Origin of the sequence: uncultured Dokdonia sp., assembly GCF_947496725.1 — a bacterium.
Classification (GTDB): Bacteria; Bacteroidota; Bacteroidia; order Flavobacteriales; family Flavobacteriaceae; genus Dokdonia.
This window is the reverse complement of record NZ_CANMDS010000005.1, coordinates 211,353-225,508: the sequence shown is the minus strand read 5'-3', so window position 1 is coordinate 225,508 and position 14,156 is coordinate 211,353. Positions and strand designations below refer to the sequence as shown.

Sequence of the window (14,156 nt, the reverse complement as noted above, 5' to 3'; positions counted from 1 at the left end):
TTATGCTTCGTTTGCAATTAAATTAATCTCTACAGCTCCAGTTGTTACTAAAAAGTCTGCAAGTTCTTTTCCATCTTTTCCAGTTGCATCAATCTCCATAAGGAAGTGATCATCTGTCGTGCGTACATCTGGATTTTCAGCTTTCTTAAAAGGCCATAATTTACTTCTCATATAGAAAGTAATAACCATTAAGTGAGCTGCAAAAAATACCGTAAGCTCAAACATAATAGGCACAAAAGCTGGCATATTCTCAATGTAGCTGAAAGATGGCTTACCACCTATGTTTTGTGGCCAGTCTTCAATCATAATGAAATTCATCATTAATGTTGCTACTGTAATTCCCACACATCCGTATAAAAAGGCAGTAATAGCAAGACGAGTAGGCGCAAGCCCCATAGCCTTATCTAACCCGTGTACAGGGAATGGTGTATACACCTCATTAATATGAAGATGTTTTTTTCTAACCTCCTTTACAGCGTTCATAAGAACGTCGTCATCAGAGTATATTGCGTGTATAACTGTAGATGCCATACTTAATTATTTAAGATTGTTAGCTTGACCTGCCCAATCATCACGCTCTGCGCGACCAGGAAATGATCCAGTTAGATTATCTAATAAGTTGTACTCAACAGAAGTCATTTTACCTACTTGCTCGTACGTATAAATTCCTAGTTCGTTAAGCTTCTCTTCCATTTTTGGTCCTATACCATTAATTACCTTAAGGTCATCTGCTTTTTGAGTAGCAGCGTCAAAAATCCCAAGACGATTAACTAATGATTCATTACCGTGCGTATCTTCTGGTATCACAGTCTCACCAGCAGCAACCTCTTGAGGTTTTGCAATGTATGCACCATCAAGATTAATCTTTACTGGCCCACCAGATGTACGAGGATCTGCTCCTGTGCCTACTAGTGATTGTCCAGACTCACGTAATTTTTTATAACGCTCTCCAGATGACTTCATAATAGTCTTAACCTCTGCTTGTGCAATCACTGGGAATGTACGTGCATATAATAAGAACAATACAAAGAAGAAACCTATAGTACCTATGAAGATACCTATATCTACAAATGTAGGTGAGAACATCGTCCAAGAAGATGGAAGGTAATCACGGTGAAGTGATGTTACAATAATTACAAAACGCTCAAACCACATCCCGATGTTTACAACAATTGATATGATAAAAGAGAACATTATAGATCTTCTTAATTTTGGGAACCACATAAACTGCGGAGAGAAAACGTTACACGTCATCATTGCCCAATAAGACCAAGCATAAGGTCCTGTTGCTCTGTTTAAGAATGCATATTGCTCATATTCCACTCCAGAATACCAAGCCATAAATAACTCAGTAATATAAGCTACACCTACTATAGAACCTGTAATCATAATTACAATATTCATAAGTTCAATGTGCTGTATTGTGATGTAAGCTTCAAGACTTACAACTTTACGCATTATAATAAGAAGCGTGTTTACCATTGCAAACCCTGAGAATACCGCTCCCGCAACAAAGTAAGGAGGGAAAATCGTGGTGTGCCATCCCGGTATAACCGACGTAGCAAAGTCAAAAGATACAATCGTGTGTACAGAAAGTACAAGCGGTGTTGCCAGACCTGCAAGAACAAGTGACACCTCTTCAAAACGCTGCCAATCTTTTGCTCTACCAGACCAACCAAATGAAAGTAAACTATAGATTTTCTTCTGGAAAGGCTTAACAGCTCTATCACGTATCATTGCAAAGTCAGGTAATAATCCAGTCCACCAGAAAACTAATGATACAGAAAGGTATGTTGATATTGCAAATACATCCCAAAGTAGCGGAGAGTTAAAGTTTACCCATAAAGAACCAAACTGGTTAGGTATAGGTAATACCCAGTAAGCTAACCAAGGACGCCCCATATGTATAATAGGGAATAATCCTGCTTGCACTACAGAGAAAATAGTCATCGCCTCTGCAGAACGGTTAATTGCCATACGCCACTTCTGACGGAATAATAATAGTACTGCAGAAATTAGTGTTCCTGCGTGACCGATACCTACCCACCATACAAAGTTGGTAATATCCCAAGCCCAACCTACGGTTTTATTTAGACCCCAACTACCGATACCGTTTGTTACAGTATAGATAATACAGCCTATTCCCCATAAGAAAGCTACTAGTGCGATAGAGAATACGAGCCACCAAGATTTATTTGCACGTCCCTCCACTGGAGCAACGATATCTAATGTTACATCGTGATAGGTCTTATCTCCGGTAACTAGTGGTCTTCGTATAGGTGCTTCGTAATGCGCCATAATCCTATATAATTAGTCTTTAGATTAGTTGTTTTATACTTCTTCTGTATTACGTACCATTGTCTGGTAGAATACATTTGGTTTTGTTCCTACGTGCTCAAGTAAGTGATACATACGATCATCTTCTTTAAGTTCTGCAATCTCACTGCTCTTGTCATTAATATCACCAAAGGCAAGTGCTCCAGTTGTACAAGCGTTAGAACAAGCTGTTGCAAACTCTCCGTCTTTAACCTTACGTCCTTCGCGCTTAGCATCAAGAATAGTCTTTTGTGTCATTTGAATACACATAGAACATTTCTCCATAACCCCTCTAGAACGAACAGTAACATCTGGGTTAATAACCATACGTCCAAGATCATTGTTCATATAATAATCAAACTCATCATTACCATTATAAAGGAACCAGTTGAAACGACGTACTTTATAAGGACAGTTGTTTGCACAGTAACGAGTACCTACACAACGGTTGTAAGCCATATGGTTTTGACCTTGTCGACCGTGTGATGTAGCTGCTACTGGACACACAGTCTCACAAGGAGCGTGGTTACAGTGCTGACACATTATAGGTTGGAAAGCAACCTGTGGATTTGCAGCTGGATCTTCAAGCTCTCCAAATCCTCCAAGAGAACCTTTATCACCACCTAATCCATCAAACTCTTCCTTCTTAGTATCATCTTGAGCAAATGTATCCTCAGACGAATAATATCTATCTATACGTAACCAGTGCATATCACGGCTACGACGTATTTCAGACTTTCCTACTACAGGAACATTATTCTCAGCGTGACAAGCAATTACACAAGCTCCACAACCAGTACAAGCATTAAGATCAATAGCAAGGTTAAAGTGATGCCCTACTGAGCGATCAAACTCCTCCCAAAGATCAACTTCTGGCGATGTCACTTCGTACTCTACGTGTGCTTTACTCACCTCAGGAACCGCGTTCCAGAAATGCTTATCTTTTGTATTGAATATCTCAAGAGTCGTCTCTTTTACGATATCACCACGACCCATAAGTGTGTTGTGCTGTTGTACAGAGGCAAACTCGTGTACACCACCTACTTTTTCAATAGTAACACTTTGAGTAGTCTGGAAGTTTTGCATTAACGGGAATGCATTAACACCCGTTTGCATCTCCTCTTGTATGCTTTCTTTACGACCATAACCTACCGCAAGACCTACAGATCCTTTAGCTTGTCCTGGCTGTATCATTACCGGTACTTTCTCAATAGTGACACCGTTCACAGTAACGTTAGCATAGTGACCATTAAGACCACCATTTGCATCGTGACGTGCTTCTGTAAAGAATGAACTTCTATCAAACCACAATCCAAGTTCTTTAGCATCTGCCTCAGACATTGTTAAGTAGTTATCCCAGGTACAACGTGTTAATGGATCTGGCATCTCTTGTAACCAAGGGTTGTTTGCCTGAGTTCCATCACCCATTGAAGTTTTTGTATACAACGTAAGCTCAAAACCTCCATTACTCCCTTGCAATGTACTCGCAAGACCAGCATCTGAAGCTATAGAAGTGTTTGATGCGGTTACCGCTTTCGCGAAAGCGCTAGTCTCAACAACTCCTGCTTGAACAGACTTATTGAAAGCGATACCTGCCGAAGACATAGTCTCTTTAAGGTAGCTGTAATATGTTTTATCTACACCCATCCAGTTAAGTAAACTTTGCTGAAACTGACGTGTATTAAATATCTCTTTTATTGTAGGCTGCTGTAAACTTACCTCACCCATTTTAATCTGCACATCTCCCCAAGACTCAAGGTAGTGTGGTACTGGTGCAATATGAGTAGAAAGTGCCGCTGTCTCATCTGCTCTTAATGAACAAGCTACAGAAACGTCAACCTTTGCAAGACCAGCAACAAACTCATCTGCGTTAGGAAGACTATACGCAGGATTTACTCCAGCCATAATAAGTGTTCCTACTTGACCAGCGTTCATTTCTTTTACAAGCTGCATCACTTTACGAGCATCTCCAGATCTTGTAAGCTTAGGCTTAGCAGTATCCATTACCACTTTACCCTCATTAAAGTCAAGTGCAATTCTCTGCGTAGAAACATCTTGCACACCTGTTACAAGTAATCCTTTACTACCAGCAGCAAGAAGTGCCTTACGCGCTTGAGCAACCTTAGCCTTCACTCCTTCTGAAAGACCAGAAGCAGATCCACCAGCTAGTGCCTGCACTATTAATTTTTGTTGTGATGGTGTAGCTGGAACACGTACATCTGCATTTGCACCAGAAAGAGACATATTTGCCTCAAACTGGAAGTGCTTAGACATCTTTCCATTTTTAGGTATACGAGACTTACCGTAAGCAGAGTCGTACCCACCACCATTCCAATCTCCTAAAAAGTCCGCCCCTACTGAGACAATTACTTCCGCAGCACCAAAATCATAATCTGGCAATGCACGGAAACCGTATTTTATTTCAAAAGCATCTAAAGCAAATTGTTCTCCAGCAGCATCATAAGCAACGTGAGAAACATTAGGATACTTTGCAATAAACTCTCCTATGAGTTTATCTGTAGATGGACTTGCAAATGTTTGAGTAAGCAATACTGCTTTCTTACCATTTTCAAGCGCAGCAACTACACCTTTATCTATATCTGTCCAAGAAACCTCTTCTCCTCCTGCCGTTGGAAACTGCGCACGTTTTGTATCGTACATTCCCAGAACAGATGCGTGCACACGAGCGTTTGCACCAAAACCTGCCTTAGCAAGGTCATTGTTTTCTATTTTAATAGGGCGACCCTCACGAGTCTTTACAAGCACACTTGCAAAGTCAAAACCATCTGCAATAGTAGTCGCATAATAATCTGCAACTCCTGGTATTATTTGCTCTGGCTGTACCACATAAGGAACAGACTTTACAACAGGACCCTCACAAGCCGCAAGCGATGCTGCCGCTGTAGAGAAACCTACGTACTTCAAGAAGTCACGACGTGTAGTTTCTGTACTTTCAAGTGTTTCTTTATCACCTAAAAATTCATCTGTCGGAATTTCTTGTACAAACTCATTCTGTCTTAGTGCCTCGATAGATGCATCTCCGTGGAGCTCATCGACACTTTTCCAGTATTTCTTGTTTGATGACATATAATTGATTTATTAATTTGTGCTTCGACTACGCTTAGCAACCTTTATTAAGAGTTTCTCTCGAAACTTAAATTCTGTTTATTAGTAGTGACACTTACCACATTCTAGACCACCCATTTGAGCAGCTGTCACTTTCTCAACTCCATACTTCTTTGCAAGTTGCTCGTGTATCTCTTCGTAATATGCATTACCCTCAATCTTCACGTTAGTCTCACGGTGACAGTTTATACACCATCCCATCGTAAGAGGAGCATATTGATACATTACTTCCATCTCCTCTACAGGTCCGTGACATTTCTGACACTCTATACCAGCTACACTTACGTGCTGTGAGTGATTAAAGTATGCAAAGTCTGGAAGGTTATGAATACGCACCCACTCTACAGCCTGAGTTTCCCCAGTATATGATTGAGTTGCCTCATCCCAACCTACAGCTTTGTATAGCTTTTGGATTTCTTTATCATAAAACTCTTTAGAGTAATCTTCAGTAACAGAGCTAAACTCAGACTCAGGTCCAGCAACTTCTGCGATAGACTTGTGACAGTTCATACACACATTAAGAGAAGGAATACCAGAATGCTTAGACACTCTTGCAGAAGAGTGACAGTATTTACACTCTATTGCATTCTCTCCAGCGTGAATTCTGTGCGAGTAGTGAATAGGCTGTACAGGCATATACCCTTGATCAACCCCTACTTGCGACATCCACCCGTAAGCGAAATATGCACTTCCTAATAATAAGAAGATTACCGAAACCAATACTAAGAATTGGTTTTCAACAAATGCCTTCCAGATAGGCTTGCGCTTTTCCTCTACCGGCATTTCAATTCCCTGAGCAGAAGCAAACTTGTTAAGTGTGTTATTTACTAGAAACAATACAGCAACAAGAAGCAACAATACAAATCCAAGGATAGCAAGAATAAGATTATTTGAAACTCCACCACCTTGATTAACATCAACAGGTCCATCATCAAGAACCGGAGGAGCAGGTTTTGGCGTATCTGTATAAGCAAGAATGTTATCTATATCTGCATTAGACAATGCAGGAAAAGAGTTCATCACTTTATTACCATTCTCCTCATATACTTTTACAGCAAGAGGGTCTCCAGACTTAATAAGTCCTTGACTATTCTTGATCCACTTATACAACCACTCGCGGTCGTACTTCTCAGAAACCTGATGAAGTAACGGCCCAGTCATAGGCTTATATAATTTGTGACAAGCTGCACAATTTGCTTTAAATAAAGCCTCACCAGCCTTAGCATCTGCCGCTGGTGCATCTTGCGCAAAAAGAGAACTAGATAACGTGAGAAGCACCACCGCAGCTAGGGTAAGTATTCTCGAGAATGAATTTTGGCGTTTAACCTGTATCATATTAATATTGAATTAGCTTCAAAAAGATGGCACGGTTTTTACACTGTTAACGTTGTTAAGAGCCTGTTAAACCCGCGCACAAAATGGTATGCAAAAATACTACACAAACTGCATTTTTTAGGGCACCTTACAGGGGTTCTTACTAATTTATAATAGTTCTAAATAATAATATTAATTTGTTTAAGTTTTTATCTTTTACCTTTGTTCAAAATCAGCAAATTATGAGCGTACAACCGTTTCAACATATCGTAATTGTCATAGCAGTTACCCTTACTTTTTCCGCTTTCGCGAAAGCGCAATCTGCACAAGTAACCGTAAATCAAGATGATAGAATCACAGAACTACTAGACCTTAAGAGCAGCCTTACTAAAGATAACAAGCTTGCAGATAGATACAAAATACAACTCTACTCAGGAAGCCTAAACACAGCCAGCGCTACACTTAAGAAGTATCGCAACCGCGTAGGCACCTGGACATCTGCCATTAAACACGAGACACCTAACTATAAAGTATGGATAGGGAACTTTAGAAATAGACTTGAGGCAGATCGCGCACTTATCGAAATAAGAAAAGAGTTTTCTAGCGCTTTTATATTTAAGCCAGATAATTAGAAAATAATATCACGTTTATAAAAAACCTCAATCAGCTTTGCTATTGAGGTTTTTTTTTATAGCCTTAATTCTAAGAGAAACCACCACGCTCACAACAGACAAGCAAATATCTCACAGAGCAGATTAAGGCACATCTAAGCCTCTCAAGACATTACACGACTTACGACACTAAGTAAGCCACACACCACCCTAAAACAACAAAACATAACAGGTTATACGCTTTCGCGAAAGCGCATAAAAAAATCGCCTTAGATAGACTCTAAGGCGATTGTTATATAGATATAGCTTTATATTATTTAAGCTTCTTCTTTACAGCTACTTCTTGGAATGCTTCAATCACATCATCAAGTTTAATGTCATTGTAGTTCTTAATCTGCATACCACAATCGTATCCTTTTGAAACTTCTTTTACATCATCCTTAAAGCGCTTAAGTGCAGCTAGCTCACCTGTGTAAACTACTACTCCGTCACGTATAAGACGTATGTTTGAATTTCTAAAGATCTTACCGTTAGTTACCATACAACCTGCGATAGTTCCCACCTTAGATATCTTAAAGGTCTCACGTATCTCTGCTGTACCTGTTATCTCCTCACGCATCTCTGGTGATAACATTCCCTCCATCGCATCTTTAAGATCATTGATCGCATCATAGATGATAGAGTATGTACGGATATCGATTTCTTCCTTATCTGCTACCTGTCTAGCATTACCTGCTGGACGTACATTAAATCCAATAATAATCGCATCTGAGGCAGAAGCAAGTAATACATCACTTTCTGTAATAGCTCCTACACCTTTGTGTATAATATTTACAGCTATCTCTTCTGTAGATAATTTCTGGAAACTATCTGTAAGTGCTTCTACAGATCCATCCACATCTCCTTTAAGGATAATATTGAGCTCCTTAAAGTCTCCTAGGGCAATACGCCTACCTATCTCATCAAGTGTGATATGACGTTGTGTACGTACGTTTTGCTCACGTTGCAGTTGTGTACGCTTAGTTGCAATATCTTTTGCTTCACGCTCATCTGTCATTACAACAAACTTATCACCTGCTTGTGGCGCTCCGTCTAGTCCTAAAACAGATACTGGAGTAGAAGGTCCAGCCTTCTTTATTTTCTTACCACGCTCATCGTGCATCGCTTTTACTTTACCAGAGGTAGTTCCCGCTAGTACGTAATCACCCACTTGAAGCGTTCCTGCTTGTACAAGAATTGTAGATACATATCCTCGACCTTTATCTAAGAATGCTTCCACTACGGTACCATTTGCATTTCTATCTGGGTTTGCTTTAAGCTCTAAGAGCTCAGCTTCAAGTAATACTTTCTCAAGCAATTCTTTTACACCAGTTCCTTTCTTTGCAGAAATTTCTTGAGATTGGATTTTTCCACCCCAATCTTCTACAAGAAGATTCATTTGCGCAAGTCCCTCTTTAATCTTCTCAGGGTTTGCCGCTGGAAGGTCAATTTTATTTATTGCAAAAACTATAGGCACTCCTGCCGCCTGAGCGTGAGAGATTGCCTCTTTAGTTTGTGGCATTATATCATCATCTGCAGCGACTACAATAACAGCAATATCTGTTACCTGAGCACCACGGGCACGCATTGCCGTAAAGGCCTCGTGACCTGGAGTATCTAAAAAGGCAACTTTCTTACCATCTTCTAGCTGTACACCATATGCACCTATGTGCTGTGTTATCCCTCCACTCTCACCTGCAATTACATTTTCCTTACGGATGTAATCAAGAAGTGATGTTTTACCGTGATCTACGTGACCCATTACTGTCACAATAGGAGCTCTTTCTACTAGATCTTCTGGAAGGTCTTCTACATCTTCTATAGCATCCTCAAGATCTGCAGTTACAAACTCAACAGAATAACCAAACTCATCTGCAACAATAGATAGTGTTTCGGCATCTAGACGCTGGTTCATCGTTACCATCATACCCAGTGACATACACGCAGATATAATTTGTGTTACACCCACATCCATCATCGTAGCAACCTCACTTACTGTAACAAACTCTGTTACCTTAAGGATTTTGCTTTCTGCATCTTGTTGAGCTAGATCATCTTCTGTCTTTTGACGGTGTTGATCTCTTTTATCACGACGGTACTTTGCACCTTTTCCTTTGTTAGACTTTCCTTGAAGTTTTTCAAGTGTCTCACGTATTTGTTTTTGTACTTCTTCTTCTGTAGGCTCTGCCTTAACAACACGTCCTCTTCCCTTTCCAGAGTTACCACGATTGTTATTGTTTCCTCCACGATTATTTCCTCCCGGCTTACCTCCACCTGAACCAGGCTTTGTAATACGGCGACGACGTTTTTTCTTATCGTCTGAAGAAGTTTTCTTTTCCGGTTTCTTAAACTTAGAAAGGTCAATTTTTTGGCCTGTAAAGTTAGGTCCATCTAGTTTTTTGTAATCCGTCTTAATGACTTCGTCACCTAGACCCACTTCTTTTTCTGGAGTTTCAGCCTTTTTAGGCTCTTCCTTCTTTGCAGCAGGAGCCTTAACTTTCTTTGCTTCCTTTTCTATAGGAGCAGCTTGCTTAGGCTTATCTTCTTTTTTCTTTTCTTCTACTACCGGAGCAGGTTCAGGAGCAGCTTCTTTTACAGGAGCAACTGGCTTTTCTTCCTTTTTAACCTCCTCTTTCTTAACCTCTTCTTTCTTCTCTTGCTTTGGAGCAACAGGTTTTCCAGATGCTTTAGAAAGATCGATTTTACCTACTTGCTTTGGTCCATCTAGCTGTGCTTTAGCCTTAACAACCTCTTGCTTCTTAGGTGCTGCTGCTTTCGCCTCAGCTTTTGCTTCAATTTCTACTTCACGAGCGGCGCGCAATGCTTCCTTCTCTTTTTCTTTTGCCTCAGCAACCTCCTTAGAAGCTACTCTTTTATTAGCATCCGTTTGAAATTCACCCGAAAGCACCTCGTAAATTTCTGTTGAAATTTTCGTAGTCGGACGTGCCTCTATCTCAATACCCTTAGAATCCAAAAATTCTACGGCACGATCAAGAGAAATATTAAATTCCCGTAATACCTTGTTTAATCGCATTGTTGCTGCCATAAACTGCTCTAAATTATTATCTATACCTACTTTACTATTGCGAGTAGGGTACTTTATTCTTCAAATTCTTCCTTGAGGATACGCATCACATCAAGTACTGTTTCTTCTTCAAGATCTGTACGACGTACAAGATCACTTACATCCTGCTCCAGTACGCTACGTGCTGTATCAAGACCTATTTTTCCAAAGGCTTCGATTACCCAAGCTTCTATCTCATCTGAGAACTCTGTAAGCTCAACATCTTCTTCTACACCTTCTCTATACACATCAATCTCATAACCAGTAAGCTGTCCAGCTAGACGGATGTTATGACCACCACGTCCTATTGCCTTACTTACCTCTTCTGGTTTAAGAACTGCTTGTGCAGTTTTATTTTCTTCATCTATCTTAATACTTGTAATACGCGCAGGGCTCAATGCTCTGGTGATATACAAATTAAGATTAGTCGTGTAATTAATAACATCTATGTTTTCATTACCAAGCTCTCTTACGATACCGTGTATACGAGAACCTTTCATTCCTACACAGGCTCCTACTGGGTCGATACGGTCGTCATAAGAATCTACAGCCACCTTTGCCTTCTCACCAGGAATACGCACCACATTTTTAACAGTAATTAAACCATCAAATACCTCTGGTATCTCTGACTCAAACAACTTCTCCAAAAACAATGGAGACGTCCTAGACATTATAATAGCAGGCTTATTACCTTTAAGCTCTACGCTTTCAATTACCCCACGTACATTTTCTCCTTTTCTGAAAAAATCTGAAGGTATCTGACGATCTTTTGGCAATATAATCTCGTTACCATCATCGTCAAGTAATATAATTGCTCTGTGACGTATATGGTGAACCTCTGCCGTATACAAATCACCTTCAAGCTCTTTAAACTGCTTGTATATGTTTGTATTATCGTGCTCGTGTATCTTACTAATCAAATTCTGACGCAAAGCTAAGATAGAGCGACGCCCTAAATCAATAAGCTTTACTTCCTCTGACACATCTTCACCTACCTCAAAATCTTCTTCAATCTTACGTGCGTTTGTTAATGATATCTCTTCATTATCATCTTCCACCTCACCATCTGCCACAACCACACGGTTACGCCAGATCTCTAGATCTCCTTTGTCAGGGTTAATAATTATATCAAAGTTATCGTCACTTCCAAAACGTCTTTTTAACGTACTTCTGAACACCTCTTCTAAGATGGCCATCAGGGTCACACGATCTATTAATTTATCGTCCTTAAATTCTGAAAAAGAATCGATTAACGCTAAATTCTCCATATCAACTTTTGTTAAAATTTAATCATCACTTTTGCTTGCACTATCTCGCTATAAGGAATCGTTTCTATCTTTTGAACGGTCACTTTTCCTTTTCCCACAGGTTTTGGCTCTCTTGTTTTCCAAGTAAGCGTTACATCTGTTTCTGTAGCATCGGTCATTAATCCTTCGACTTGCGACCCATCCTCTTTCTTTACTTCTAGATGTCTCCCGACGTTCTTTTTATATTGCCTAGGTATCTTTAAGGGGCTTGTAGCACCAGCAGACATCACTTCTAGAGAAAAATCTTCTTCTTCTCGATCTAAGTTATGCTCAACCTTACGGCTTACCGCCATACAATCTTCTACTCTCACACCAGTGTCACCATCTATAATGATTTTCACCTCGTTATTCCCTTGAATATCAAGACTAATCAAGAATAAATTAGGATTCTCGTCTAGCGCCTCTTGTAGTAAATTGGTTACTTTTTCCTTCAACATATAAGCCTATAAAAAGAGGGGACCGCTGTCCCCTCTGTATTCACTGCGTCTTTCAACGGTGCAAATATACTACAAATTATCCGTTATTAAAAGCCGCAACAGCCGGCTATTATTTTGTAATTTTAAGAGACCCAGCATTTAAAGTATTTAAAACCATATTACTCACCCACAAGGTCGCGTATTATGGCATTGTTTAACTATAAACTATATCCTTATGATTAAAAAAATACTTGTACCCACAGACTTCTCAGAACAAGCAGAAAATGCACTTAGAGTCGCTGCAGATCTTGCCAGGCGTCACAACGCATCTATAAACCTATTACATATGGTAGACTTACCTATGCAACTTGTAGATGCAGTTACTGGACAGCAAAGTGATTTACCAGAAGCTATATTCTTTATGAAACTGGCTCACCAGAAGTTTGAAACAATGATGAGCGCTCCTTACCTAGAAGGAATTAACATAGAAGAAACAGCAGAGTTTGACGGAGCATTTGAAGGTATTATGGACTACGTAAACAAGTACGAATCTGACATAATCGTGATGGGATCTCACGGCGATAGCGGGTTACACGAATTTTTTATAGGCTCTAATGCTGAGAAAGTAGTAAGAAACTCCAAAGTACCTGTGCTTATAATAAAGCAAAAACACGAACTTTTTAAACTTGACAAGTTTGTATACGTAAGTGACTTTAAAGAAGAGAACCACACAGCATTTAGAAAAGCCGCTGCTTTTGCTCTAGATAGCGATATAAAACTACATATGCTTTATGTAAATACCCCGAGCAACTTTCAGACTACCCACGAGATAGAAGCCACTATGAAAGAATTTATGGCAAAAGAACCAAACTTTACAAACTACTCTCTTAATATCTATAATGACAACAGCATAGAAAGCGGCGTCCTACATTTTGCAGAAATGATAGATGCTGGAATTGTAGGCATAGGTACTCACGGCCGAAAAGGACTCTCTCACTTTCTAAACGGCTCACTAAGCGAGGGACTCGTTAACCACGCCAAAAGACCCATTATAACCTTTAGGATTTAAAATTAATCATCCAGAGACACCCCACAAGACACCTCACTATTATGTAGAGGTGTTTTTTTTGCTTTCGCGAAAGCGCAACACAACTCAAAACGATATGTTAACTAACTGCTAATTAGCATTTTGTTATAATTTAAAGAAGTAATCACTACGTATCTTTCTGGAAAATAAACTGTTATGAACAGATCATTAAAACACACCATCCTTAAAGAGCTTAACACTCTTATAGATTACAGTTGTGAGCCGCACACCGCTCAACCCGTAGACTTCTCAAGCCTACATAAAGCATTAATAAAAAAATATTTTCAAGCAGAAAATGTAAGCTTTGATTTAGAGAATCAAATGGTGTTACTCGAAGTTATGGTAGATCAATCTATTAATGAGACCGCGCAAGTACAAGTACCGGTAGATTATGCGAGGTTTAATGATTTCTTAAAGTCGTGCATAGAAGACAATCACAGTTCTTTACGCTATTATAAAAATATGCTCACTTATTATCACGTCATTAAACCAATATCTGCTTAAAACATTAATTACAAAGCAATCACAATATTAAATGTAAAATTTCCCCAATTTACTTCTTGATTATTGAAATAAAAAAAACCCGACCTAATTAAAGGTCGGGTTTTTAAGTTGGCCCACTAGGTCTCGAACCTAGACTCTTCTGTACCAAAAACAGACGTGTTGCCAATTACACCATAGGCCACTATATTTTTTCAATAGCGAGTGCAAATTTAAAGGAAAGTTTTACATTCACAAACATTATTCAAAAAAAAATAGCTCATTTTTCAAAAATTACTTTTCACATCACAAAAATCCTGCGATAACCAGCTATAAATGAAGCTCAGAGCATAATTGTTAAAATTTCAAATTTTTATTTTTAAGAAATAATTAATG

At 39.3% G+C, this 14,156-nt stretch carries 10 protein-coding genes and 1 tRNA gene; 3 read left to right on the top strand and 8 right to left on the bottom strand.

Translation table 11 applies throughout. The annotated features are described in order from the left end of the window. The 4 genes from Q0948_RS12265 to Q0948_RS12250 form a co-directional block, all read right to left on the bottom strand. On the bottom strand, positions 1-531 hold the full coding sequence (locus Q0948_RS12265; protein ID WP_035327164.1) for a DUF3341 domain-containing protein: 531 nt from the start codon (positions 529-531) through the stop codon (positions 1-3). Between the two features lie 6 nt (positions 532-537). Continuing rightward, positions 538-2,301, bottom strand: a complete 1,764-nt coding sequence (gene nrfD / locus Q0948_RS12260) for an NrfD/PsrC family molybdoenzyme membrane anchor subunit (protein WP_298353380.1) — start codon at positions 2,299-2,301, stop codon at positions 538-540. A gap of 30 nt (positions 2,302-2,331) precedes the next feature. Next, positions 2,332-5,403 carry a TAT-variant-translocated molybdopterin oxidoreductase gene (locus tag Q0948_RS12255; RefSeq protein ID WP_298353105.1) on the bottom strand — a complete coding sequence of 1,024 codons (3,072 nt, stop codon included), beginning with the start codon at positions 5,401-5,403 and terminating at the stop codon, positions 2,332-2,334. Between the two features lie 81 nt (positions 5,404-5,484). Next, positions 5,485-6,777, bottom strand: coding sequence for a c-type cytochrome (locus tag Q0948_RS12250; protein WP_298353102.1), 1,293 nt, complete (start codon positions 6,775-6,777; stop codon positions 5,485-5,487). Positions 6,778-6,998: 221 nt separating this feature from the next. Between Q0948_RS12250 and Q0948_RS12245 the strand changes: the two genes are divergently transcribed. Further along, a complete protein-coding gene (locus Q0948_RS12245; protein ID WP_298353099.1) occupies positions 6,999-7,388 on the top strand; it encodes an SPOR domain-containing protein in 390 nt (129 codons plus the stop codon). Between the two features lie 292 nt (positions 7,389-7,680). Here Q0948_RS12245 and infB read toward each other — a convergent pair whose 3' ends face one another. The 3 genes from infB to rimP are packed head-to-tail and all read right to left on the bottom strand — an operon-like array spanning position 7,681 to position 12,214. Next, the gene (gene infB / locus Q0948_RS12240; RefSeq protein ID WP_298353096.1) at positions 7,681-10,452 is read right to left on the bottom strand and encodes a translation initiation factor IF-2; all 2,772 of its coding nucleotides are present in this window, start codon (positions 10,450-10,452) and stop codon (positions 7,681-7,683) included. 53 nt (positions 10,453-10,505) lie between these two features. Continuing rightward, positions 10,506-11,738 (bottom strand): transcription termination factor NusA, encoded by a 1,233-nt coding sequence (nusA, locus tag Q0948_RS12235; RefSeq protein ID WP_298353094.1) that lies wholly within the window; start codon positions 11,736-11,738, stop codon positions 10,506-10,508. An 11-nt stretch (positions 11,739-11,749) separates the two neighbouring features. Next, a complete protein-coding gene (gene rimP / locus Q0948_RS12230) occupies positions 11,750-12,214 on the bottom strand; it encodes a ribosome assembly cofactor RimP (RefSeq protein WP_298353091.1) in 465 nt (154 codons plus the stop codon). Positions 12,215-12,428: 214 nt separating this feature from the next. Between rimP and Q0948_RS12225 the strand changes: the two genes are divergently transcribed. Together Q0948_RS12225 and Q0948_RS12220 are read left to right on the top strand one after the other, a co-directional pair. Further along, the gene (locus Q0948_RS12225) at positions 12,429-13,262 is read left to right on the top strand and encodes a universal stress protein (RefSeq protein WP_298353088.1); all 834 of its coding nucleotides are present in this window, start codon (positions 12,429-12,431) and stop codon (positions 13,260-13,262) included. Positions 13,263-13,436: 174 nt separating this feature from the next. After that, positions 13,437-13,784: a hypothetical protein gene (locus Q0948_RS12220; protein WP_298353085.1), complete on the top strand. Its 348-nt coding sequence runs from the start codon at positions 13,437-13,439 to the stop codon at positions 13,782-13,784. A gap of 108 nt (positions 13,785-13,892) precedes the next feature. Here Q0948_RS12220 and Q0948_RS12215 read toward each other — a convergent pair. Beyond that, positions 13,893-13,965 (bottom strand) — tRNA-Gln (locus tag Q0948_RS12215). Between the last annotated feature and the right edge of the window lie 191 nt (positions 13,966-14,156).